20 protein-coding genes are annotated in these 24,361 nt (G+C 40.4%); 11 read left to right on the plus strand and 9 right to left on the minus strand.

Annotated elements, in window-relative coordinates; genetic code table 11:
* Positions 1–105 precede the first annotated feature (105 nt).
* Positions 106–1,542, minus strand: a complete 1,437-nt coding sequence (locus CAL6303_RS21510) for an NHLP bacteriocin system secretion protein (RefSeq protein WP_015199941.1) — start codon at positions 1,540–1,542, stop codon at positions 106–108.
* Positions 1,543–1,818: 276 nt separating this feature from the next.
* Positions 1,819–2,916: a cyclic nucleotide-binding domain-containing protein gene (locus CAL6303_RS21515; RefSeq protein WP_015199942.1), complete on the minus strand. Its 1,098-nt coding sequence runs from the start codon at positions 2,914–2,916 to the stop codon at positions 1,819–1,821.
* 1,369 nt (positions 2,917–4,285) lie between these two features.
* Here CAL6303_RS21515 and CAL6303_RS21520 point away from each other — a divergent pair.
* From CAL6303_RS21520 to CAL6303_RS21540, 5 genes are all read left to right on the plus strand, one after another.
* Positions 4,286–5,269, plus strand: coding sequence for an RNA polymerase sigma factor, RpoD/SigA family (locus tag CAL6303_RS21520; RefSeq protein ID WP_015199943.1), 984 nt, complete (start codon positions 4,286–4,288; stop codon positions 5,267–5,269).
* A 354-nt stretch (positions 5,270–5,623) separates the two neighbouring features.
* A complete protein-coding gene (locus CAL6303_RS21525; protein WP_015199944.1) occupies positions 5,624–6,376 on the plus strand; it encodes a hypothetical protein in 753 nt (250 codons plus the stop codon).
* 271 nt (positions 6,377–6,647) lie between these two features.
* Positions 6,648–7,157 carry a CDP-diacylglycerol--glycerol-3-phosphate 3-phosphatidyltransferase gene (gene pgsA / locus CAL6303_RS21530; RefSeq protein ID WP_015199945.1) on the plus strand — a complete coding sequence of 170 codons (510 nt, stop codon included), beginning with the start codon at positions 6,648–6,650 and terminating at the stop codon, positions 7,155–7,157.
* Between the two features lie 47 nt (positions 7,158–7,204).
* Entirely contained in the window at positions 7,205–7,705 is a 501-nt protein-coding gene (locus CAL6303_RS21535; RefSeq protein ID WP_015199946.1) for a pentapeptide repeat-containing protein, read from the plus strand.
* An 864-nt stretch (positions 7,706–8,569) separates the two neighbouring features.
* Entirely contained in the window at positions 8,570–9,016 is a 447-nt protein-coding gene (locus CAL6303_RS21540) for a Fur family transcriptional regulator (RefSeq protein ID WP_015199947.1), read from the plus strand.
* 45 nt (positions 9,017–9,061) lie between these two features.
* Here the strand turns inward: CAL6303_RS21540 and CAL6303_RS31650 are convergent, their stop codons facing one another.
* The 4 genes from CAL6303_RS31650 to CAL6303_RS21560 all read right to left on the minus strand — a co-directional run bounded on the left by CAL6303_RS31650 (position 9,062) and on the right by CAL6303_RS21560 (position 16,074).
* The gene (locus tag CAL6303_RS31650) at positions 9,062–10,051 is read right to left on the minus strand and encodes a pentapeptide repeat-containing protein (protein WP_015199948.1); all 990 of its coding nucleotides are present in this window, start codon (positions 10,049–10,051) and stop codon (positions 9,062–9,064) included.
* A gap of 337 nt (positions 10,052–10,388) precedes the next feature.
* Positions 10,389–11,366: a transposase gene (locus CAL6303_RS21550; RefSeq protein ID WP_083866358.1), complete on the minus strand. Its 978-nt coding sequence runs from the start codon at positions 11,364–11,366 to the stop codon at positions 10,389–10,391.
* Positions 11,367–11,498: 132 nt separating this feature from the next.
* Positions 11,499–13,367, minus strand: a complete 1,869-nt coding sequence (locus tag CAL6303_RS21555) for an NACHT domain-containing protein (protein WP_015199949.1) — start codon at positions 13,365–13,367, stop codon at positions 11,499–11,501.
* A 106-nt stretch (positions 13,368–13,473) separates the two neighbouring features.
* Positions 13,474–16,074, minus strand: a complete 2,601-nt coding sequence (locus CAL6303_RS21560) for a chloride channel protein (RefSeq protein WP_015199950.1) — start codon at positions 16,072–16,074, stop codon at positions 13,474–13,476.
* Positions 16,075–16,451: 377 nt separating this feature from the next.
* On the opposite strand from CAL6303_RS21560, the gene CAL6303_RS21565 reads away from it, so the two are divergent.
* Positions 16,452–17,111: an NAD(P)H-dependent oxidoreductase gene (locus CAL6303_RS21565; RefSeq protein ID WP_015199951.1), complete on the plus strand. Its 660-nt coding sequence runs from the start codon at positions 16,452–16,454 to the stop codon at positions 17,109–17,111.
* A 365-nt stretch (positions 17,112–17,476) separates the two neighbouring features.
* Here CAL6303_RS21565 and CAL6303_RS21570 read toward each other — a convergent pair whose 3' ends face one another.
* Complete coding sequence (locus CAL6303_RS21570; RefSeq protein WP_015199952.1) at positions 17,477–18,157, minus strand: PAS domain-containing protein; 681 nt, start codon at positions 18,155–18,157, stop codon at positions 17,477–17,479.
* Entirely contained in the window at positions 18,138–18,590 is a 453-nt protein-coding gene (locus CAL6303_RS21575) for a ribbon-helix-helix domain-containing protein (RefSeq protein WP_015199953.1), read from the minus strand. The genes CAL6303_RS21570 and CAL6303_RS21575 overlap by 20 nt, the downstream gene beginning before the upstream one ends.
* Positions 18,591–19,115: 525 nt before the next feature.
* Here CAL6303_RS21575 and CAL6303_RS21580 point away from each other — a divergent pair.
* The 5 genes from CAL6303_RS21580 (at position 19,116) to CAL6303_RS21600 (ending at position 21,158) form a co-directional block, all read left to right on the plus strand.
* Positions 19,116–19,421, plus strand: a complete 306-nt coding sequence (locus tag CAL6303_RS21580; protein WP_015199954.1) for a hypothetical protein — start codon at positions 19,116–19,118, stop codon at positions 19,419–19,421.
* Between the two features lie 609 nt (positions 19,422–20,030).
* Positions 20,031–20,252, plus strand: coding sequence for a CTB family bacteriocin (locus tag CAL6303_RS21585; protein WP_015199955.1), 222 nt, complete (start codon positions 20,031–20,033; stop codon positions 20,250–20,252).
* A gap of 80 nt (positions 20,253–20,332) precedes the next feature.
* A complete protein-coding gene (locus CAL6303_RS21590) occupies positions 20,333–20,554 on the plus strand; it encodes a CTB family bacteriocin (protein ID WP_015199956.1) in 222 nt (73 codons plus the stop codon).
* Between the two features lie 80 nt (positions 20,555–20,634).
* Complete coding sequence (locus CAL6303_RS21595) at positions 20,635–20,856, plus strand: CTB family bacteriocin (protein ID WP_015199956.1); 222 nt, start codon at positions 20,635–20,637, stop codon at positions 20,854–20,856.
* Between the two features lie 80 nt (positions 20,857–20,936).
* Positions 20,937–21,158 (plus strand): CTB family bacteriocin, encoded by a 222-nt coding sequence (locus tag CAL6303_RS21600; RefSeq protein WP_015199957.1) that lies wholly within the window; start codon positions 20,937–20,939, stop codon positions 21,156–21,158.
* 109 nt (positions 21,159–21,267) lie between these two features.
* Here CAL6303_RS21600 and CAL6303_RS21605 read toward each other — a convergent pair whose 3' ends face one another.
* Positions 21,268–23,874: a DUF3536 domain-containing protein gene (locus CAL6303_RS21605; protein ID WP_015199958.1), complete on the minus strand. Its 2,607-nt coding sequence runs from the start codon at positions 23,872–23,874 to the stop codon at positions 21,268–21,270.
* Positions 23,875–24,361 lie beyond the last annotated feature (487 nt).

Consider the following 24,361-nt stretch of genomic DNA (forward strand, 5'->3'; position numbering starts at 1 on the left):
AATAGGGAACGGGGAACGGCTCTATTAATTATCTATAGACCTCTGAAACAAGGTTTATGTCGTAGTCGCTACCCATCTTAAAACACTTACTCACTGATAACTGATCTAAAGTCCAGTCATCTCCTTCAATATGGGGAACACAAAACTAATTGGTGCGCGTTCTTCGATGGTGACACGGGAGGATGTAACTGTACCGGGAGAAATTGTCAAATTAGGACCTTTAGAAGAAGACCATTTGTACTTACTGACTGTCGTGGCATCAACTTCTAATTCGGTGGTGACTTGGATGTGGGGTCCTTGGGCAATAATACTTTGAATAATTTCTGGGTTTCCAACCAAACTTGCTGCACCTTCTTTGGTGATGGGGAAAGATGAAACTTTGACAACTTTACCTTTGATACCACCAAATTCTTCCCGTTTCACGGTGGTGGGTGTTACTTGGACTTCCATTCCTTCGCGGATTTTTTTACCTTCGGCAACAGGGAAAAAACTAATGCTGACAATTTTCGCTTTTTCTTCCTGTGCTTGAATTGTAGCGAGACGACTACCGGGGGTGACGACTTGTCCGGTACTAGATGTTAGTTCCAGAACTCGTCCTGTATGCTGACTAATGATGCTGCTATTGCCTTTGGTTTTAGCTTCCAGTTCGTTGATGGTGCGTTTAATTTCTTGGATTTGGTTAACGCGGATGTTGGAAGATTGAAAATCTTGAACAGCCAATTCTTTTTCTTTGCCTTTGAGTGCTTGAATTTGGGTTTCAAAGTCTTTAATTTGGCTAATATTATCCCGATATTCCTTTTCGGCTGCTACTTGCTTAAGTTTCAGGGATTCTAATTCTGAGTTGATGCTGCCGATTTTTTGGATGTTATCAGAGTAAGTTTGTTCTGCTTCCAAAAGCAGATCTGCGGGGATTGCACCTTGTTCTTTTAATTCTCGACGCTGTTTTAATCTTTTATCTAGGGTGGGAATTAATTCTTGTGCTACCCTGAGACGTTGTTCAAGATTTTCACGTTCAACTTTGAGGGTATTTAATGACTTATCCCGGATGATGGGGTTAAAACTTTGGGCTTGTTGTAAACGTTCCTGTAGGCTTTCTCTTTGTTGCGCGATCGCTTTTAGCGCCAAATCGCTACTTTGCCCTTGTAATGAATTAGCATTTGAGTTCTGAGCTTCCAATTCAGCTAACTTAGCCCGTTGTAATTGTAACTGCTGCTTTAACTCTGGTTGATCAATTGTCGCCAACACATCGCCCTTTTTCACCAATTCCCCAACTTTAATCCTCAGTGTTGATACTTGCCCTGAAAGTGGTGATTGCAAATCAGTAACTTTACTAGGATAAATTAATACGCCCTGTCCAGACGATGTAATTGGAACTTTTCCCAGTACACTCCAAGTTACACCCGCTGCCACCACAGTACCCATTGCAATCAATGGCAACCAATTCTTAGGACTAACAATTTGTAATAATTGATCTAAACGTTCGGGAGAAGAAGCATGATCTCGCGCTTTCTTTCGGAATAAATCATCTTTATTAGAAACCATTTTAAAATACCTTTGAAGTTGAAGTTGTTGAATCAGGCAGATAAGAGTAAATAGGGAACAGAGAAAAGGAATTATGCATTTATATAGAACAATTAACTGCTCATACCAATTCTTTGTGTTAGCGTTCGCGTAGCATGTCCTCTTAGAACTCAGCTAGCCTGTAAGACTAGCTGCATAGAATTTTACCCCACCCTAACCATCCCCCGACCATTGGCGGAAAGAGAATCTCCACACTGACTTCTCTCCGCTTGCGAGGAGGAAATATAATTTGATCCTTTAAATCACGCGAATTTTTTGTAGCATCCAATTAAATCGAGTTCCTGCCAAATTTACTTGTGCTAAAAACTCAGGACTCAATTCGTTCTCGTAGTTTTCATCTTCTTCCAGAGAATTCCCACTGCTATAAGTCAGCCTACCATACCCCAGGCGACTAATGATTCCTTGCTGCTTATCGGCTAATAATACCGCCAGCACTCGGTAAAATCTTGCCGCAAATCCCATATCATGAAGTAACTTCGCTGCTAATCGCCATCGGGGAATCGATAAGACAATTGCGTCTTCCACAGCACGCACTGTCATGGACGGAGGTGTTGCATCAATAAATGGCGTTTCCCCCATGATGTCACCCCGTGATAACCGCGCAAATTCCCTTGTGGGGACTTCACCATCTTCAATTGTAGAAAAAGCCCGTGCTAAAGGACTTCCCGAATCTTCATGAACCGATAGCGCCATTTTCCCATCTAAGAGAATATATAATGCTTCTGCGGGTCTACCAGCTTGAATTAAGACTTTTCCTTTGGGAACCCTAACTGCACTCCCTGCTGATATCATCCAATCGATATCACTATCGTGTAATTCGCCAAATATAAATAATATTTCTCTTAATTGGGGTTGAGCTAAAACAACAGTGCTGCTACCCAACTGACTAACTATACGTTCCAGCCTATCTGCTAGCATAATTGCACTGGCGCGATATAAATGTGCCGCAAAATTAATGTCTTCTCTCAGTTTTTTTGCTAAAACTACTTGGGGAACTGATAGTATTTGGCAGTCAGATACGGCTTTAATTGTTGTGGAAGCTAAATAAGCATCCAAAAATGGGATTTCTCCCACCATTTCCCCACTGGATAAACGAGCGATTTCTCGTCCTGTCATTTCACCACCTTCTAAGGCAGCAAATGCCCTTCCTAATGGGTTATCATCAGATTGAGCAACGCATACTGTCAGCGCTCCATCAACCAGTATGTGCATTGCTTCTACAGATTCACCCTGACGAATGAGGGTTGTACCAGCGGGAATGTCTTCCCGGATACCTGCTGCTAACATCCAATCGATGTCACTATTGCTCAGTTCCTTAAGTAAAACTTCGGTCATGCTTCAACTCCCTTAGGTTTGGGTAAGAATGGGAGGGTCATACCAGTTTGTATTATTCATAATCTAGTAAGACTTTCCAGTTTGAGTTCTCTAGTACAGTTCGGCGTAAATAAAACGACTATCACACTTTGGTAAAAAGCTTTGTTTATAAGCTTTCCTACTTTCTGCCTTCTGCCTACTTACTTCTGCCTTCATGTACTAGTCTGCGATACGAGAGTCCGTATTATCTACCTTTGCAAGTATATCTAGTTGTTAGTATTAAAAATGCTCCGTATAAAATCTTATTGAGGAGCTAAGGATTAAAAAAACAATTAATGAGTAATAAGTAATAAGTCTGTTTGGGGACGGGGATTTAGACCTCGATCCAAAACTGACTGCCGTCCTTAGACAGGGGACTTAAACCCCGAAACATAGTTAAAAATTAGGTTTTATTTTGGTGATTAGAGGTTCTCAACTGCTGACAAATAAAGTTTGCAACGGCTATCCCTCTATATACCTATACATATTTAATCTTGAGAATAAAGTCAGTAGTTAATTACGGATCAGAGCTTTGAAAGATTTGATAGCTCAAATTCTCTCGCCCCCATTATCCCATTGATTTGTAATCTGTTTTTTTCCCACTCCTTGATAAATTATTAAGAATTTAAATCCATATTTTTCTATAGGGCTGAACTAATAGAATTATGCAATTTTGATGAGGATGTAAATTTTCTAATTTTAGACTTGCCAAAAGAATAGATATGCCGATATAATTTTCGTCTACTAAATTTACCATTATGTCTTTAGACAGATAAGTTTTACAAGAACAGCAGCGAGAATAGCTAGTGTGAAAATATATCAACTACAGCTGCTCAAATGTATATTTCGGAATTTCCGTGTTTAGTAACATCCACCCAAGGACAGCTGTTTTGGAGTTCGGTTATCCGGCTACAGATGAGGGTCTGGGTTCAGCTTTTTACGTCACTATGTATATATGTGATTATTGAGAGGAATTACCAGATATTCTCGATGTTTTTGGGCACTGAGGCTTCTTTAAATTACAATTGAGGGCTTTATTCACACTACTTTACTCACAACGGGATTTGTCGTAAGATTGAATTAAGTGGAACTCATACTGACTTCATATTTAACGAGTAGCGTCCAGCGACTCAATAACAGAATTATCAACAACCCAGCGTGCTTCTAGAAAAATAATTAAAGCGGAAAGGTGGGGGAACCCATCTGCGGAATCTACCGTCTTGACATTACCTGTATGAGTGATTGTCGTTTGAGATTCCCAATTTTGTGCGATTAATCGACTGCCTTTCCGAATCCGCCCACCTAGTATTCAAAAATCCATTGTGTTTACGGAGTAGAGGACAGCGCACCGATGTCTACTGTTAAAGTTGAAACTGAAAATACTAATGCCAAGTTCACAGCTGATATGGTGCGAACCTATCTACGTGAGATTGGACGTGTACCGCTTTTAACCAGAGAGCAAGAGATTATTTTTGGGAAGCAGGTACAACAAATGATGATCCTCGTTGAAGCCAAGGAGGCTTTAGCGAAGAAGCTGCAACGGGAACCGACTCTTGAGGAGTGGGCTATCCAGGTGAATCAGCCAGAGGCAGAATTAAATCTGACTGTACATCAGGGTAAGCGGGCAAAGCAAAAGATGATTGAAGCGAACCTGCGCTTGGTAGTTGCGATCGCTAAAAAGTATCAGAAGCGAAATATGGAATTCCTGGATCTGATTCAAGAGGGAACTCTGGGTTTGGAGAGGGGAGTTGAGAAATTCGATCCCACTAGGGGATATAAATTTTCCACCTATGCCTATTGGTGGATTCGCCAAGCGATTACCCGTGCGATCGCTCAACAAGGAAGAACTATACGCTTACCTATCCACATTACCGAAAAACTGAATAAAATCAAAAAGGTGCAACGGGAACTTGCTCAAAAATTAGGACGTTCTCCCACACCAGCAGAAATAGCAAAGGAACTGGAATTAGAACCTTTACAGATTCGGGAATATCTAAATATGGCACGTCAGCCAGTGTCTTTGGATGTGCGAGTTGGTGACAACCAAGATACCGAACTCCAAGAAATGCTGGAAGATGACGGTCCATCACCAGAATATTACACAACTCAAGAGTTTCTGCGCCAAGATTTAAATAACTTACTGGCAGAACTCACCCCTCAGCAACGGGAAGTGTTGGCTTTGCGTTTTGGTTTGGAAGATGGTAACGAGCTATCACTGGCTAAGGTTGGTGAACGTTTAAGCCTGAGTCGTGAACGTGTACGTCAGCTAGAACATCAAGCCCTTGCCCATTTACGTCGCCGTCGTGCCAATGTGAAGGAATATGTTGCTAGTTAATTAATGCGAGATCATATCCCCAACTTATTGAAATTGAAGAAGTTGGGGATCTCACATCCCGATTTTTACCTTCCCACATGAGCTTGTGGAGGGTATTTTTTTGGCACAATCTCAGGAGCAATCAGAGAAAACGATGATACTTTAAAATTGCAGTAAAAATTACATAAAAACTTTATCTTTAATCATCAATTTTTTCCCGACAATGTAGACTAGGCGAAGTTTCGTCCTCTAACAGCAAGGTCTTTCTAACCTACGATACATTCTTATACGTAAGTATTTAGTTAAGCTAGGAAATAAATAAGACAGAATTTAAAGTTTAAAAGTTTAATATTATTTGAGGGGAGGAGAATCAGGGTGTTAAAAAAAATATATTGTTCACCATTATTGCGTAAAATCAGATTACCTTTACTGAGCTTGCTTATCTTCTCCGGAGTTGTCGCAGACCGTCAGAAGCCAGTATTTAGTAACCAAATTGATTCAGATCCTTATTCCTATACCGTCGCATTGCGAGAATCGGCAGTAACTAATAGTAATCAACCCAACTTGACACCAGAATTACCATCGCTTTCTAAAGGCGATCGCATTTCATCCGCAATCCATGGAAATCGTGGAAATATATTTGCCAATGAAATTCAGGTAAACCCAACTGAGTCATATTATCAACCACAAGAGCAACCCAACACAAAAATTGCTTTACTTCCTGAACCACCGACTTTCAACAGCAAACGACAATTGACACTTAGCGATAATTATCCCACACAAGATGGTGTTTATCTCTACGGTCAATCACCGCAACCTGGGGAAAATGGACAAGGTTATGTTGTCTTTGAAAAGCGACAAAACAAAGTAACCGGGGCAATGTACATGCCAAACTCCGAATATAGCTGTTTCGAGGGAACAGTTGACAATTCTGGTGAGTTGGCAATGACTGTTGAAGGTTCGGCAATGGATGGAGTTTCTAATGAAATTGCTGTTGGGAATGGTGAACCAGTTCTTGATGATCCTAACCAACCCAGCAACTACGCTTATAATTTGGCGTTGCGTGACTACCATCGTTTAGAATCGGTGAGTGATAATGATCGTCAAATTCTTCAAGCTTGCCGCTAGAAATCAGTGAACAGTGAACAGTAAACAGTGAATACATGTTGATAATTATTAACTGATTCATAACTTACGCCAGTATCACAAGTAAAGCTGGATACGTGACGTTATAAATCTCACTGCCATGTCGAAATATAATCGCATTGTTAGACAACGAAACTTTAGTGCGGAAGAAAAATCCACACTGTGTTTTGCCTACCATAGGAAAAAATACGCCAGTTGCGTAACTCCTACGATTATTGATAACTGTTAATTGTTCACTGATAACTGATTGTTCATGAATATACCCAACGCTATTACTTTTTCTCGACTTTTAGGTATACCTTTTTTACTATATGGATTAAACAATCCCACAGTACAAGCAAGATGGATATGTCTAGGAATATTCCTTGTTTGTGCTTTAACTGATTGGTTAGATGGATACTTAGCAAGGAAACTAAATCAAATTACTGATTTAGGTAAATTTTTAGATCCTTTAGTTGACAAATTGTTAGTATTAGCCCCTTTATTATCCTTAATTCAACTTCAGCAAATTCCGGCTTATGCTGTATTTATCATACTCGGAAGAGAATTAGCGATCGCTGGTTGGCGCGTGAACCAAACTACCATTTCCGGGGCGAATATTTGGGGTAAACTCAAAACGGTTAGTCAAATAATCGCCATAGCCCTATTAATTGCACCTTTACCCAATACTTGGTACTTATCAGCAATTATTGCTTTTTGGATTTCTGTGGTGATGACGGTGATATCTGGAGTTATTTATCTGCTACCGACCACCTCGAAGTGATATTTTAATAAAATATTGTGAATCTTTACAGTTTGTAACTTAAGAGCATGAAATTTTGGCAGTTTTTGGTTGGCTTGGTTTTAACTTTTGTGATTTTTGCATCTTCTACACCTGCATATGCTGCAAGTTCTTCGGCAGTAACGGGTTCAATAGTTGCCGGAAGCTTGAAGGGTAAAGATTTTTCTGGACAAAGTTTAATTGCAGAGGAGTTCACTAGTGTGAATTTAGAGAAAGCAAACTTTAGTGCTGCCGATTTGCGTGGAGCCGTTTTTAATGGTTCGATGTTACATGATGCAAACCTTCAGGGGATCGATTTTAGCGAAGGAATTGCTTATCTATCTGATTTTAAGGGTGCAAATCTCAGCGATGCGGTTTTTACTAATGCGATGATGTTACGTTCAGCTTTTAGTGATGTGGATGTGACTGGTGCTGATTTTACCAATGCTGTTTTAGATCGTACCGAAGTTCAAAAGCTTTGTGTCAACGCTAGCGGAGTGAACCCAAAGACTGGGGTAGAAACTCGTCAATCTCTAGGATGTAAGGGGTAAAAAACAAGTAATGAGTAATAAGTAATGAGTATGTTTTGTAACGGAGAGAAATTGTCGCTTAATTGCTTTTTCCGGCAAACTATTGTGACACTTGCGTAAGTTTTGAGATCAAGAGAATTTGAAAATTTCTGATTAACGAAGTTATGGGGTTGAATTCCCCATCTCCAAAAGGTTGCCTATTGTACAGCAGTTTTCACCTATTTGAACCACGCCAACTGTAGGGGTTTAGCAATGCGCTTTACCCCCATAACGTGTTCTACTCACCTGAAAATACTTGTAAGCTATTAAGCTTAGACACACCTAAATGACATCTTTTAAAACGTGAAAGCCTTGCTGTAAGGTTTTCGGGATTACAAATTAAGTGCGTTTTAGCTTACCTGTTAACTAGCAGAAAACAAGAGGTTTTTAGGCAAGTTGACTTTAGTCGAGATTCTCTCGGCTATTTTTTTTGTAGACGCTAATAGCAATTTTAAGCTAAAGTTGTAATGAGTTTGTTTTAGTGAGAAAAATAGAAGTATCCACTTACATGACTCATTCGCTGATATGTTCATGACCTTAGATGTCACCAAAAGCAGAAGACGGAATTATGATTAGTTATAAATCTTGCTCATCAATCAGTGTATATATCTAAGTGCAAATGTTTAAGCTCTGGCTGTAGATTATTTAGTATACTTGAGATATTGATGTTCTCACCTACCTAGTCTAGCTTCAACTAAAAACAAGTGTAGTTAATCATACTGAAAACAAGACTTAAGCTACATGCAAGATTCTACATCATCAATTCTTTCTTGATAAAATAAGAACTAAGCATAAACAAGCATAAACAAACAGCGAAAACTACCAGATTAATAAATCAATTTACAAATGCAAAAGCCATCTGTATCGATACAACAAAAGCCAATACGTTCATTAGAAGATGCACTTGAGAGATGTCAAACCTTGGGGATGCGGGTTAGTCGTCAGCGTCGTTTTATTTTAGAATTACTGTGGCAAGCTCAAGAACATTTATCAGCAAGGGAAATTTATGATCGTTTAAATCATTTGGGTAAAGATATCGGTCATACTTCTGTGTATCAGAATCTAGAAGCTTTGTCTTCCCAAGGGATTATTGAATGTATTGAACGTTGTGATGGTCGTTTGTATGGCAATATTAGTGATTCCCACAGTCATGTAAATTGCTTGGATACTGAACAAATTTTAGATGTTCATGTGGAGTTACCACCAGATTTGATTCGGGAAATTGAGGAAAAGACGGGGGTAAAGATTACAGATTATAGTATTAACTTTTTTGGTTATCGCAACAATTCATAAAAATTGGAGGGGTCTAATTGTGGTAGATGCAAAGCAGTTGAGTAATTATTCCCCTTTTCTTGAAACTTCCAAAATAGTTTGATTTTCAACTTCGTAATCAAAGTCTTCGGAAGTCATCTCCCCTTCAGCACTTTCGATGATTCCCATATCTGTCATTTTATCTAACCAGATGTTAGTGCTGGTATTGGAGTTAGTGATTTGATGCCGGGAATGTTGAATGAGTAAGTTCCTGAGGAGTTTATATTCTTCTAGAGAGAACATTGCCCCATTGAGTTTTGCAGTTTGGCGATCGCACTCTGCTAAGATGGCACTATCTAGACAGGCATTGGTGAAGATGGCGTTGTGGATGTTCGCCCCTGTGAGGTTTGCTCCTGTGAGGTTTGCCCCTGTAAGGTTCGCCCCTGTGAGGTTTGCCCCTGTGAGGTTCGCCCCTGTAAGGTTTGCCCCTGCAAGGTTACTATTTTGTAGTTGCGCTTGGGTTAAATTAGCAGCAACTATTTTACTATCTGCTAAGTTTACCCCTACCAAGTTAGCAGCAACTAGCATCACTCCACTTAATTCGGTACCTGTTAAATTCAGATTAATTAATCCTTCAGCACGAATACAATGAGCAAATGTGTGATTTGAGAAGATAATGCTCTTATTAATCAATAATAGTAGAGCTTCAGGATTTAAGAGTTCTCCAGTTTGGGGGTGATGACAAGGAGAAAATTGCAGATTAGCTTCACGGTGAAATGCACAGAGGAGGAAAAAGAGATTTATTCCTACTGCCGTATTTACCTGTTCAACATTGATGGGATTATTTAAAGAGCGAAAATACTTCCAAGCTTCATGTGCCCAACCTTCATCAAACCAACGCCCACGACAGTAAGCATACCAAAATTCTCCCAAGCGATCGCATAGTGCTACAAATGAGAATTCTCGTTGCGGTTCTTTTCGCAATCCAGCAATGACTAATTCTCGAATTTCGCTGCTGAGAATGCCATAACCAAGTAAACTGTATATATGTTGGGCAAGTTGCTGTGGTGATGACATCACGAAAATTGACCCCCCATAGTTATCGGGTTGAGATTGAATAATTAGTTTAATTTGTTGAATTATGGCTTTAGCACAGAGAAATTCACCCAGTTTTCCCTGGTAAAATTCAGTTTTTAAAAACTTTGGTGTTTGAAAGTTAAGTTCAGAATCCTGTATACTCTCCTCTGCATCTCCTATCCATTCAGGGTTATGGACTTTTCTAGAAACAGAAATAGGATTAAATTGATGTTTAGTAGTTATATTTAACTGCTGAGGTAACTTTTGAGATTGCCCAACGAGAGATTTAAAATAAAAACTAGGACTTACGCATTGACAGGAAAGCTAGTTTATGTATTCAAGCGGCACAACTAGCATTCAAGTTATCCAAAACATATTCACGAATAACTTTTGTGAATAGATTCCTTTGTACTTCATACCAATTGTCAATGATGTTTTCAGAACGCATTTTCTCTAAACGAACAAATGCTTGAAGTGAGCAGAATATATGTGTTTTGATTGCGTGGCTATCTCTAACCATAAACCTACAAATGCCACATAGCTGTTTTACTGCTCTATGGAAACTTTCAATACCCCAATGTGTGTCATGAATAGTGATAAATTCAGTTCTAGTTATTTGTTGTAAGACTTCTTTCTGATTCTCGTCATCAGGCTGATAAAATATGTAGTGTCTAGAGTCTTCTTTCTTAAACACTTTCCTAAACAACTTTACAAATCCAAATTCTCTTAAATGAGTTATCAAACCTTCATCGTAAATCTCTAAAGTACTTACCTGACAGTACTTTCCAGGCTCATTTGATACTGTTCTATTTTTTTCAACTCCGAATAAAAAACCTAATTTCTGGTTTCTCAAAAATTTCAGATTTTCTACTCCTGAGTACCAACTATCCCCTGTGACTATTCGCGGCTTTAATCCCCAATCAGTCACTTCTATTAGCATCTCTTGGAAATAATCATTTTTGGTTTTTCCCTCCTTCTTATCGTATATCCTGTAATTTATGGGAACACAATTGCCTCGAATATCGCTGTAATAAAGTGTTATTAAATTTAAACCTTTAATCGTTTTATGATATTTACCAGACCAAAAATATCCAATTAATTCTGCGTATTTTGGGTTGCTGTACAGCTTTTCTATTACTGTATCATCAACACTTAAAATCCCTCCTTCTATATTGATTATCTCTTTTACTATGTCAAATAAATCTTTTGGCTCGTATCTTTCTCTCAGCAAAAACCTATTCACACTATCATGTGAAACATCTCCCAAGATTTCTGCCAATCGACTGCACCCTCCATGCTTTGGCTCCGATAGCAAGAACAGGGTGTAATGTTCCAAATTACATTGTGCTGTCGAGGGTTTGCTGATTTCTCTAATTGTCCGATACCTTGAAAGTAGACGACACCGTTTTCCAATGCATTATTTTACCATCCCGTCAATGCGTAAGTCCTAAAAACTTGGTAAAAGCCGACTTGTTTCCACATCCACCACAGTAATACCCTGCTGTGATTGTAAAATCTGTAAACTCACAGCTTTGATTTTCTGGAGTAAATCTTGAGGTTTTAGCCCTTGGAGTTGGAATGCGATCGCATCTTGAGTACGATGGATATGTGTCTCAGTTTCCCGAATTAAAATCGGTTTCACACCACATCGATGGGGATACCCCAATAACCAAAAACTCAAACGTTGGTAAATTTCCCACATCAGAGTAGCAGCACCGATTTTTTTGGTACTATAGGCTAACTTCAAAATCTCCTCGTCTAATAATCCATCTCGATATAAAACTCCCAGCAAATATAACATCAGTGGTTGACGTACCATCACTGAAAGTTCTGGTGACAGAGAATTTGCTTTAAATAATCCTGCTTGCTTGAAAAAGGTAAACAAATTTTGGGAAAGTGGCATTGATAGCACTTTACCCCAAAGTTGAAACCATTGACGTAATTGATTTGGTTCCCATAACTGGATACAAATCCGTTGGAATTGTGGGGAAAGTTCTCCTAAAATATCTACCAATTTTCCTGGTTGACTCGTCAAAACCACATGATGATGTGAATGTGACTGCAAATCCAAAAGTTGCTGCAAAAACTTCACTTTATCAACTTTTTCAGACGGTGGTAACTCATCCCAACCATCTAGGATTAACAAACAGCGTAAACTTGGATTTTCCAACCATTCAGCTAAATGTACTTGTGAGTTCGCAAAAAAAGCCCGATTTAGACTTTCAGCCAAATCCTCACTATAAATAATATCCCGTAGCCTAATTAAAATTGGCATCCATGTTGGATACAACTTTGTTGCTACCTGATTTGCCAAAACCTGACAAAAACTAGTTTTCCCAATTCCCGCTACACCTTCAATAACAGTCAGACTTTGGGTGTTATGAAGTTGTTGTTCAACCCATTGAATCAAATCCACCGACTCAAAAACATTTTCCCCAATCGGTAAACCTTTGGGAGGAACATAAATGTCCTTTAAGGAAAAAACTTCTAAAAACAGCGGTTCAGAGGCTTGTTGAAGCAAATGTGCGCGATACTGCTCCCTTACCAAATCAATTGTATCTGTAGCTTGGGTACTTTGATATGCTAAATTTCCTGGTAGAGGATTTCCTAGCCTGACAAACTTCTGCAATTGAGCTAATGGTGCAGCATTTTCGGCTACAGCTGCCAATAAATGCCCCGCTAAACCATAACCCAAACGTTGGACAATTAGTTTAGCAACATTTTCCTCAGCTCCATTTGCCATTAGCCAAGCCACAGTCACTTGCTTGAATTGCTGTACTAGCAGCGATTCATCCAACAATGACAAAGCTTGCTCTGCCTGATTATCATTTAGTTTACCAGGACGAATCGTTTTCAGTAACCCTTTAAGTTGAACATCTGGTAAAAAATACTCGCAAACCAAATCGTTTGGCTCTAACATACTAGTAGCTGAACTTAGATTGTTCTGACTTGATCTTGCTAGCCAAGGCTTACATAAATTAATCTCCTGTTCAATAACTTGTTTCAAACCCCTTAGATAGGCAATTTGAAAAGTTAACCATACTCCCTCATTCCGTTTCAACGGCTTTTTTTGACTGAGATTGTTTAAAAGATTCTCAGTCACAGTCGCCACAAATTCAACTTCTTGCCAAACTACACTTAGGGGTAATTCTAAAATCTCAGCTAGAGGACATAAATCAAAAGTTGTTAAACTTTTAACCTCTAAATCAGCAATAATACTGAAAGATAGTCTAGCTGTAACGTCAGTGCAAAAAGACTGTTTATGGTAACTTTGCTGTTTTTTTTCCGCCAACCAGTGGCGAATACTCAAGTTCATTTTTTAACTCAGTAAATATCCACCTGAGTTTATTATTAACTATTTCTCTTGCGAACGAAAATAGTAGAAACAACATAATTTGCTGAAGAAAATATGTAATTGAGAATCAATTACTTCCCCGAACTAATATAACAGTGCTTTCTACACCAGATGCGATCGCTTCTGGGATATTCCCCTTAATGGCTTGTTGTAGCATTCCTTCCCGACTAGCACCCAAAACCACTACATCATAACCAACGGTATTTACCAGACTAATTACACCCTCAGAAACAGATTCAGCTTTAATTGGTATAGACATAATTGGGCTTTCAATTTTCCGACTGCGAATCAGTAATTTTACGGCTTGTTCTAAAATAGACATATCTGGAGTGGTTTCCGACGGATGAAAAACCCTCGCTAACCTGATTTGAGGATCTTTACTCAAAGTCATCAAAGCTGGTAATAGTTTAATAGCAGCCCAAGCATTAGGACCTCCTGCCATCGGAATTAACCAATGATTGAAATTTGGATAATTCTCTTTAATTTTGCCAAACTTCACCAACACCACATCACAACTAGCTTGCCTCACCACCGTATCCACAACATTCCCAAATATTCGACCGGGAGTTGAAGTATTCCCCTTCCAACCCATTAAAATCAAGTCAATATGACGTTCCTTGATAGTTTCCAGAATTGCTTGACTCACGTCATGGGTGACACGGATTTGGGTATGTACCGAGATTTGGAATTTCCTCCCCAAAGTTTCCGCTTGTTTGAGTAAACGTCGGCTTTTAGTAGTATTTACAGGAGTTTCCGTTGGGGAACTATGACGAGAAACCAAAATTACCTGAATACATTCAACCTCATAATGACGCTCACGGGCAATAGCCATTGCCATATCTAAAAGTATCCCCGCAGTATCGGGATTTGCCACAGGTACCAATAACCTACCCCTGCCGATGCTAGGCGATCGCGTTTGATAAACAACGTATGATGGTTCAGGCTGAGGTCCTTTATCGGGGTTTTCACAGTTGAGGTGATCAGCTTCGGCACGGATAATATCAGCACGGGTAATAATCCCAATTAAACGTCTTCCTTCCACCACAGGTAAACGACTAATTTGATATCTATCTAATAAATACAACACATTACTCAAATTATGCGTCAAAGTCACCGTCACCGGTTTTGGTGTCATAACCTCCCGCAAAGGAGTATCTATCTCTAAATTCTTCTCCCGTACCTTGAGTAAATCACTTTGGGCAATAATTCCCACCAACTTTCCATTATCCACCACCGGGAAGCCCCGATGATGCGATCGCGCAAATGCTTGGACAGCTTCTTCCACCGTCATTTGTGCATCCAAACTCTCCACCCTGGGTTGCATTACACTTTTAGCTGTTAATTTCGTCAAAACTCCTTCCATAGAGCTTTGCTTTTGAATATCAATGCCATTCAGTTGTAAAATCCGATCATATAGTGAACCCGGCAATAACTTATCTGCCACCAAATAAGATGTCACCGAACAAATCATCAACGGTAGCACCAAATTAAAATCCGTCGTCATCTCAAAAACAATCACAATTGCCGTAATTGGCACCTTAGAAACACCACTAAAAAAAGCCCCCATCCCAGCTAAAGCGCAGGTTGTCGGTGAACCTATTCCGAGAAAATGCGATTGTAAACTCCCCACCAGGTAGCCCAAGCAGGAACCCAAAATTAAACTCGGTGCAAACAGCCCTCCCGGTGCCCCCGAACCAAAGGCAATCAGAGTTAAAATGAACTGAGCCAAGAACGCGATCGCTACCACAGAAACATTCACAGAACCAGCAATTACAAATTCCCTTAAACCAGTATTATCACGGAAAGAATCTGGCAAAATCGCCACTATAATTCCAGAAACCAAGCCTGCTAGAGCCACTCTCAGAGACAAACTTAGATGTAGCAGTCGATATAATTTAATACTTGCTAATAAACCACGATTAAATAAAGCAGCCAGTAAACCAGCCAAAACCCCCAAAATCAAATAAACCGGAATATCTGTAATCGTCGAATTAGCATATTGGGTTAATTGTGGATTCAACAATAAATTGCCTCCACCCAACATCCGTGAGACAACACCACCAATAAACGAAGCGATGATGGCAGTACCTAAAGTCATCCCAGACAAATCTTGCAGTAATTCTTCAACAATAAATAATACCCCCGCCAAGGGAGCATTAAAAGCCGCTGCTAAACCAGCCCCAGCCCCCGCAGCCACCATCTGCCGACGATGATCCGGTGAAGTTGGCACCAAACGACTCATCCCCGCCGCCAAACCAGCGCCCACCTGTACCGTCGGACCTTGACGACCCAGTGTCATCCCCGCTCCAATTACAATCATCGCACTAATTAACTTAATTCCAGCAACCCGCCAAGACAACTTCATCGGAATGTTTGCCAGTGTTGCCTTCACATGGGGAATCCCACTACCAGATGCTTCTGGTGCTAGCCTTTCCACCAACAACCCTGCTAAATAACCCCCAGCCAAACCCAGTAAAGGTAAAGCCACCCACACAGGTAGCAAGTGGGACACATGTACCCTCCATGCACCCAAAGCACCCGAACCAACCTTGAGGAATACCGCCGAAAACGCCGCCACTAATCCAATTACTGAAGCTTCAGCAATCGCCAAACCTTTTCTTGGCTGCCACAAGCGACGAAACTGCCGAGTCAGAACCGCAGAAGGCATAAAAAATTTAAATGAAGTTTGCCATCCATGCCATATAAGTAGCTGTCTCTAGGAGAAGCTACATGGAGTATCTATACCAGGAGAAATGTTAGCGGAGTTTAGCCTTAGCCATTAAAATTTATTCCCTATTACTTCTGTTCTAGGTAAGTTGATTTAACTTCTCGTCTTTTCAATCCAGTACATTTGTCACCAGCAGTACAGACAACACAAATCATATTAACCTAAGTGATAACAGGTATTGGTGGATTTATGCGATCGCCCAGTAGTAATATTTCAATTTTATTCTTATGGTTATGTAGATATTTAATCGACTTGACACCAGAACAAGTACGCAAGTCGTATATCGTTATATTTGGTAATCAATTGAGAGTCTCTGTATGAGTAGTCAAATTTCTACCCCTGAAACCGTTCTCCAGCAATTACACTGGCGCTATGCCACTAAAAAATTTGATTCAACTAAAAAAATCCCAAATGATATCTGGAATGCATTAGAACAAAGCATGGTATTGGCACCCTCATCCTTTGGGCTGCAACCCTGGAAATTTATTGTTGTTCGGAATCCAGAAATTCGTCAGCAACTACTGCCGCATTCCTGGGGACAAGCTCAAGTTGTCGATGCATCCCATTTGGTGGTATTTACAATTAAGCAGGATATTAACGGTGATGATGTCGAACGCTACCTTGAGCGGATGGCAGAAGTTCAACAAGTACCAGTGGACAACCTTCAGAAATTTGGTGCAGTCGTCAAAGGCTTCATCGAGAAACCTCCCTATCCTTTGAATATTGATGAGTGGTCAATTCGTCAACTGTACATTGCCTTGGGTCAATTCATGACGTCTGCTGCTATGTTGGGTATAGATACATGTCCTATGGAAGGTTTAATGCCCAGTAAGTACGACGAAGTACTAGGACTAGCTGCCCAAGGCTATAAAACCGCAGTTGCTTGTCCCGCAGGGTATCGCGCAGCCGATGATCACAGCGCGGAAAGACCAAAAGTACGTTTTAAAACCGAAGATGTAGTCCAATATGTAGACTAATCTCCCGGATCAATGTTGCCTTAAAGAGTATCTTCAAGAGCAACCCCAAGATTTTTTGAAGGCAGCCTCAAGGAGTAGAGCCAACCTGTAAAAGCATTTCTGGTGTTGCTGAATTTCCAAGTTCAGCAACACCATACTCTTAAGCACAGCGCCACAAAATATCTATTGGCTTTTATCTACCCAAAAAACTCTGATAACAAAAAAATATTCAACAATGAAGGCAACCAACTTTTCACTCAAAACAGTGAAGACTTTGGCAGCCGCTCCAACCAAATTATCTCCTATCCTTCTTTGGTGTTCCTGCACTTCCAAAATTGAAGAAATGCACCCCGAAGAGCTTGACAGAGTATTCTTGATTTATCTCTTTAAGCTGGAGCAAAGGCTCCCTCTGGAATTGGCACAATCTGAGGAGTAGATAGGCAGGTTCCCTGCCGATACCACACACCTTCCGCCTCGAATGCTTCAAACTGGGTGGTAAGAATTGCCCAAGTTTGTTCATTCAAGCCAGCCGCATAAGTCCAAGTGAAGCGTCCATCATTGTGGAGCTTACTTTCTAATTCGTCTAAGTCCTCAGGTAGCCAAAACTGAGTCATTACCCTTTGTGTTGCCACCTCTGGAGGTGTTTGTAACATATCAGCCATCGCCTGATTGACAATGATTTGCTTACGAGTGTCCTGTCTGACTATGCTGATGGGACGTTCATTTTCGGCAGCGTTAACCATCCGATATAGTAACTCGGCGGGTATATGTAACTGACTACAGAAAACTGAACCTCCAGAATACAGGATTCTCTCGGCGGTTTCTGATGGTGTAGGCATTGCTGCCGATGTCATCCAGCCGAAGAATTCAATGGGGTTTTTGCAACCCCTCCATTTAATTCTTACCTTTCCATTAATTTTTGCCGCAGTTTCACTTAGGGCTTCTCCGTAGCCCTGAGCAAGATAAGTTGCATCTTGCTTTGTGGGCGCGAGAATGGAAATTCCTTCGTGAGAGATCTTGTAGTTCCATCCGGGCAGATTTAGTATCCTAAGAATACCTGTGCTCATATCCTTTTATACTTCCAGAGTTGTTATATACATTTACACTGCCAGAATCGGAAAACACGGAAATTTTGAAAGTTTTTTGCCAAATTATTTTTCGCTCCTCCTCCGGAATACCTAAAGCAGATGTAATGATTGCAAAATCACCAGGTGTTGGCAGTACTTCCCCTTTTGCGATCGCTTGCAGATTCTTCACCCCGCAGCGCTTGAGTTTGGCAATATTAGCTGTCACCACATCGGCAATTGTTTCCATCGGCACGGGTTTGGCTATAGCCGCAGAGCCATTGATTCTGGCTATCCACTCACGAGTCATTTCTTCCAATGCATCACTCTGGGAAATACCCTCACGAGCGCATAGACTTTTGAACTCCCGCGCTAAATCAATGGGTATGTAACCACTAACTTGTTTGTAATCTTCAGAACGCCTTCTATCAGACATATTGTTTGACCACTCAATTCGATAATTACCACCTACCTTTTATATTCGCTCATGACATCATAAAAGCAGGACAATCTTGTTAGTCTTTTTTAAATGACATGTTGACAAATAAAAATGACAAGATTAGTATTAAGATGTGGAGCAGTAGGCAATTAAAAAACAAAAAAGGCAGAACACCCCGGAAGCCAGCTCTTCACTCTAAAAGCTAACTCAGTTAAGGATTTTCAGAGTTTTTCCCTCCTTTCTCAGTATATATGCTGGAGTTGAATTTAGGACATGAGAAACTTTAAGGTTTATGTACGTAATTAGACGTATAGAAATCTCACTGAAGACTTTTAGAGTTGCATTCGGACAGACTATAGCTATATTAGTTGCTGAAAATTAGTTGCTGAAATTCCAGAATAAAATCTCCCAATAACCAGTAAGTGCAGATACAATTGACTTCCACGTCGGAACATCTAGTCCGAAAACAGCACAGATGTACCCAGCTTCAAACCCAATTAAAGTATCGAATCGGCTAAAACCATGACTCAATTAACCTTCGAGCAATTTGTTCATCCCCTATCAGAGTTTCCCAAAGTCATTAACCCCCACAATAATGATGAACCAATGTTAGATGTGTATACGATGGCAGGGATAATGCTTTTTACAGCTTGTGCAAACAACAATCAAGCTGCTCGTGAAGGTGCGCTAAATACATCAGCAATCAATGCTGGACTGGTAGATGTGAAATTATTGTACGCAAGGTGTAGAATGGGCGATCGAGCCGCCATCTTACAAATGATTAGTTTGATTGCCTCTGGTTTAGAAACAAAATTACAGCTAGTTTAGGTTTCCCTTTCCAGCTTGGAGAGTGTGATATTTATTTGTGAAATGGTGAGTGCAATAGTCTCACGAGTGATATTTAAGTGATACCTATGGTAGTAAACAAGCTACGCACTTTGATTTTTACCGAAAAATTGGGTATGAGTTTCAAATAAAAAAAAGAATTTGGACGGCAGTTCCTTCAAGTCGGCATAGCCACCCAGCGCACTGCCTCAGTAATCTAACAAGGGTAGGGCATACCCGAATTCACTATAGCCCTTCGGGCATTAAAGAAAGGGGAGAGTCCCACCCCTGGACTAGATACTGCAAGGTATCTGGGTATGTAACATAGATCTTAGAACCCCAACTTTTGTATATAGAAGTTGGGGTTCTACTTTTGCATAGGAATAAATCATAACTTGAGTAGCGTCTCCGCAAGATTCTTCGTCCCTAAGAAGGACTATTGAAAATATATATTTGCTTGAAAAGCTTACAGCGTGTGCTTTTTGAGAATTCAGAAATTTTTTCTGATTTTATCCCCCAAAAAACTGCATGAAATCAAAAACCCATCCCTAGATGTAATCATGAGGGTGAAAAACACCACAACACACACAACTAATTAACGGAATCAGAATTATGTTAAACGGAATCAAAAGCGAAGCAATCGAACTTTCCGCTGATGAACTAGATGTAGTTGCAGGTGGTGCAACTGGTTTAAGCGAATTCGGCAACTTCTTCGCAGAAAGCAACCAAATTAACTCATTATTTAAAGTTGGTGCTAGTGGAACAGAGTCTTTAACTCAAGTTGTTAACCAAAAAGTTTCATCTAGTGCTGGTAAATCAGTTTTCGCTGGTTAATTTAATAAGTCTCAGCGGTGGGTTTCTGCCGCACCCTAAATCAATTAATTTACACAACTAATTTAACGGAGTATTGAATCATGTCACACGAAATCAAAAACGAAGCAATCGAACTTTCCGCTGATGAACTAGATGTAGTTGCAGGTGGTGCAACTGGTTTAAGCGAATTCGGCAACTTCTTCGCAGAAAGCAACCAAATTAACTCATTATTTAAAGTTGGTGCTAGTGGAACAGAGTCTTTAACTCAAGTTGTTAACCAAAAAGTTTCATCTAGTGCTGGTAAATCAGTTTTCGCTGGTTAATTTAATAAGTCTCAGCGGTGGGTTTCTGCCGCACCCTAAATCAATTAATTTACACAACTAATTTAACGGAGTATTGAATCATGTCACACGAAATCAAAAACGAAGCAATCGAACTTTCCGCTGATGAACTAGATGTAGTTGCAGGTGGTGCAACTGGTTTAAGCGAATTCGGCAACTTCTTCGCAGAAAGCAACCAAATTAACTCATTATTTAAAGTTGGTGCTAGTGGAACAGAGTCTTTAACTCAAGTTGTTAACCAAAAAGTTTCATCTAGTGCTGGTAAATCAGTTTTCGCTGGTTAATTTAATAAGTCTCAGCGGTGGGTTTCTGCCGCACCCTAAATCAATTAATTTACACAACTAATTTAACGGAGTATTGAATCATGTCACACGAAATCAAAAACGAAGCAATCGAACTTTCCGCTGATGAACTAGATGTAGTTGCAGGTGGTGCAACTGGTTTAAGCGAATTCGGCAACTTCTTTGCAGAAAGCAACCAAATTAATTCATTATTTAAAGTTGGTGGTGGTGGAACAGAGTCTTTAACTCAAGTTGTTAACCAAAAAGTTTCATCTAGTGCTGGTAAATCAGTTTTCGCTGGTTAATTTGAGAAATTAACTGCACTTCAACATCAGTATTTGATTTTCCCTAACATCTTCAGTGAGTTAAATACCCAGTCTGAGAAATAATTTCCCAGACTGGGATTTTTTATGATTATTTACTGAGTGTTAATTTATTTAACCAAGGGGTCACATCAACTGCTAATGTTTGTCCCATCTGTAAAAGCTGTTGATATTTAGATGTATCTTGCTGATGGGTGACTGCATGAGCGCATTCTGGCAGAATACGATGATGGAGATGATGAAAGTACAGTTCTTGGGATCGTTCTAAGGTGACTCCTAAGTTTAGTTGATGTCCGACTGAAATAAGACGTTCGAGGCGCTTAATATCTGCTGCTAAATCATCGTGGGAATCATGCAATAATTGCCAAAGCGATCGCATGATCAATTGCTCGAAGATTTTTTTGATGATACTTGTATCAATTTTGCATTGTAAATGTTTAGCCTCGGTGGCTAATGCTTCTAATTCTGAGAGATGATTCCCACTGGCAACAGGTTCTGTGATCTCTTGCTCTAAAGCTTTTAATATCGCCATACATCTTTGTCCGAGGGCAATCTCGGCTGCCACTTGCAACTCTTGGGGGGCTGCTAGTCCGTCACGATGGAATGCCATAATAATTCCGTAATTATCCCGATATGTTTGGGTATAAAGTTGATCAAGTCTTGTTAATGTTTCTTGACTCAGAAGTCGCATCAACCGATGACGTTCTTCAGCAAAGAGATTTTGGAGACTAAAGGATTGCTCTCCAAATAGCTGTGTCATCACGACGATGACATGTGCTGCACTTGCCTGTTGGAGTGCTGTAAATAACTGTTCTCGAATTTGGCTGTAGCTGCGTCTGCCTTCAAAGGGTTGGATGCAGCAGTGGAAGTCCCAACCACCTAAATGGAGGACTGCAAAAACCAAGTCTTCTTTTTCCCAAGTAATTTCTGACACTAGGGTTAAATGTCCAACCGCGAGGGTTAAAGATCCCATCCTTTCGAGGTGGTAATCTTGCTCAGTGGCAGTGTAGCAATAGACATGTTTTTGGTTATCAGTGGCGGAATGATGCCCATTGAACAAAGACGCGATCGCATAATGTCCGGCAACCTGACGGAAACTGACTTGTGCTGTTAACACCAGTTGGTGGTAGACTTCAGCAGCGTTACCAAAACTCTCGATATTACTGGGTGCTAGGGCAAGACGTTTAATAAATGATTTTTCTAGCTGTAATCCAGCTACATCCCCCGCTAATTCCAAAGCACGCGCCGCATAACGAAGAATTTGGGTACCTTCAGGGCGGGAAATTTCTTCAAAAAACCAACCACAACTGGTAAACATGAGTAAGGCGTGACGCTGCATTTCTAGGAGTCGTAAAGCGTCAACTTGTTCAGATGCAGAGAGTTTATGAATTTGATGAGTTTGCAGAAAACGGCGGACATTTTCCGGAGTGCGATCGCGCATTACATCAATATACTCGTCGCGGGCTAGCCAAGGATCACGGAAAAATAATTTCCCATGCTTTTCATACACCTGAGTTAGTTGATCCCGTAACCAATTTAGGGCATCCCGCAATGGTCTACGCCATTTTAAATGCCATCCTGGCGCACCACCACAACCACAATCATCTTGCCATCTATCTACACCGTGGGCGCAACTCCAAGCGGTGACAGGTTTAATTTCCACTTCCCAAGTTGGTTGATTGATGCTGAGGTAATGGGCAAAGTTAGTTACAGTCCAACCTTGACGGGGAAATTCCCCAATGAAGGCATAAGCGAGGGTTTTTTCAGTTCCAGCTTTGTGATGTCCAAAGGTTTCACCATCGGTTGCTACCGAAATTAACTGTGCAGGACGGTGATCCCCACGGATAGCTGCGGCAATTCTCCCAGCAAAATGGTTCGAGTTGAACACGACATCACTAAAGCCCATATCACGGGAAATTGGACCATCGTAGAAAAAGATATCTATGTAGGAGTTGCGAGAACCGTCTTTGAGATAGCAACGATAGGGACGGGTGGGATCAATTTGACTTCCTCCCACTTCATGCCATTCGGGATCACTATTTTCATTGTTTGGTAGGAATCGACAACGCTGTGCTTGGGATGGTGCTAAAACAATAAACTTGATCCCCTCAGCTACCAAAGCCTCTAAGGTTGCATAGTCTACGGCTGTTTCTGCCAGCCACATACCTTCGGGATCACGTCCAAATCTGGATTTGAAGTCTGCTTTCCCCCAGCGAATCTGCGTGTATTTATCCCGCTCATTCGCCAACGGCATAATTATATGATTGTATACTTGCGCGATCGCGTTTCCATGTCCGTTCAATCTTTCACAGCTTTTACGATCTGCTTCCAATATCCGCTGATACACTTCAACATCATGTCTTTCCAACCATGACATCAGCGTTGGACCAATATTAAAACTCATGTATTCGTAATTATTTACGATCCCCAGCAATTCACCCCGGTTGTTTAACACCCGCGCAAAGGCATTTGGACGATAACACTCGTGATGAATACGCTCATTCCAATCGTGAAATGGTGCAGCACCAGGTTGACGTTCAATGGCATCTAAATATGGATTTTCCCGTGGTGGTTGGTAAAAATGTCCATGTACCGTGACATAAACACCCGCAGCCGGTTTTAAGGGTTCGGGTGTAGAAGTGTCTGGCAATGTCAAGTCAAAACCAGTGGTAGCTGGCAACTTAGCAGCAGAATTCATGCAAAACTATTCCAAATTACAGATAAACTTGCAATGATGTCGAGAACAATCAACCTGAAAAATTTTTAAGCTTACATTTAGCACAATCAGTACAAGTCACAACTATCAATCATAAACTCCGTTATCTTGTACAAATTCTGCTGTCGTATATGGGTTGTTGTTCTCCAGCCATGTCTTTGCCATTATAACCTCTCAGGACATAGCAATAACTAGTTGTCAGGTTACGTGGTGGCAAAAGCTAAAAACTTAAGACTGTCTTAATTTATTAAACCGCATTTTTCATGTATGTTCTTGGTTTATTGTTTTAACTTTTCCTAAGAATTAATTCCTAAATTGAGACATTTAGTGAATTTAAGTTAACAAGGAAGTTAGCAAACTTAAAACAGTACAAATTCGGAGCCGTTTCCCTATAGGCTTAAGGCTATTCTAGTAAGGGGAGTCTTGACTCAGACAAAAATCCGGCAATAATTAAGTCCAGGTTTGATCT

Source organism: Calothrix sp. PCC 6303 (genome assembly GCF_000317435.1).
Classification (GTDB): Bacteria; Cyanobacteriota; Cyanobacteriia; order Cyanobacteriales; family Nostocaceae; genus PCC-6303.

What these genes read in the sequence shown, in the direction of transcription:
- CAL6303_RS21510 (WP_015199941.1), bottom strand. Translation starts at nt 1,542, where the DNA reads ATGGTTTCTAATAAAGATGATTTATTCCGAAAGAAAGCGCGAGATCAT.
- CAL6303_RS21515 (WP_015199942.1), bottom strand. Translation starts at nt 2,916, where the DNA reads ATGACCGAAGTTTTACTTAAGGAACTGAGCAATAGTGACATCGATTGG.
- CAL6303_RS21520 (WP_015199943.1), top strand. Translation starts at nt 4,286, where the DNA reads ATGTCTACTGTTAAAGTTGAAACTGAAAATACTAATGCCAAGTTCACA.
- pgsA (WP_015199945.1), top strand. Translation starts at nt 6,648, where the DNA reads ATGAATATACCCAACGCTATTACTTTTTCTCGACTTTTAGGTATACCT.
- CAL6303_RS21535 (WP_015199946.1), top strand. Translation starts at nt 7,205, where the DNA reads ATGAAATTTTGGCAGTTTTTGGTTGGCTTGGTTTTAACTTTTGTGATT.
- CAL6303_RS21540 (WP_015199947.1), top strand. Translation starts at nt 8,570, where the DNA reads ATGCAAAAGCCATCTGTATCGATACAACAAAAGCCAATACGTTCATTA.
- CAL6303_RS31650 (WP_015199948.1), bottom strand. Translation starts at nt 10,051, where the DNA reads ATGTCATCACCACAGCAACTTGCCCAACATATATACAGTTTACTTGGT.
- CAL6303_RS21555 (WP_015199949.1), bottom strand. Translation starts at nt 13,367, where the DNA reads ATGAACTTGAGTATTCGCCACTGGTTGGCGGAAAAAAAACAGCAAAGT.
- CAL6303_RS21560 (WP_015199950.1), bottom strand. Translation starts at nt 16,074, where the DNA reads ATGCCTTCTGCGGTTCTGACTCGGCAGTTTCGTCGCTTGTGGCAGCCA.
- CAL6303_RS21565 (WP_015199951.1), top strand. Translation starts at nt 16,452, where the DNA reads ATGAGTAGTCAAATTTCTACCCCTGAAACCGTTCTCCAGCAATTACAC.
- CAL6303_RS21570 (WP_015199952.1), bottom strand. Translation starts at nt 18,157, where the DNA reads ATGAGCACAGGTATTCTTAGGATACTAAATCTGCCCGGATGGAACTAC.
- CAL6303_RS21575 (WP_015199953.1), bottom strand. Translation starts at nt 18,590, where the DNA reads ATGTCTGATAGAAGGCGTTCTGAAGATTACAAACAAGTTAGTGGTTAC.
- CAL6303_RS21580 (WP_015199954.1), top strand. Translation starts at nt 19,116, where the DNA reads ATGACTCAATTAACCTTCGAGCAATTTGTTCATCCCCTATCAGAGTTT.
- CAL6303_RS21585 (WP_015199955.1), top strand. Translation starts at nt 20,031, where the DNA reads ATGTTAAACGGAATCAAAAGCGAAGCAATCGAACTTTCCGCTGATGAA.
- CAL6303_RS21590 (WP_015199956.1), top strand. Translation starts at nt 20,333, where the DNA reads ATGTCACACGAAATCAAAAACGAAGCAATCGAACTTTCCGCTGATGAA.
- CAL6303_RS21595 (WP_015199956.1), top strand. Translation starts at nt 20,635, where the DNA reads ATGTCACACGAAATCAAAAACGAAGCAATCGAACTTTCCGCTGATGAA.
- CAL6303_RS21600 (WP_015199957.1), top strand. Translation starts at nt 20,937, where the DNA reads ATGTCACACGAAATCAAAAACGAAGCAATCGAACTTTCCGCTGATGAA.
- CAL6303_RS21605 (WP_015199958.1), bottom strand. Translation starts at nt 23,874, where the DNA reads ATGAATTCTGCTGCTAAGTTGCCAGCTACCACTGGTTTTGACTTGACA.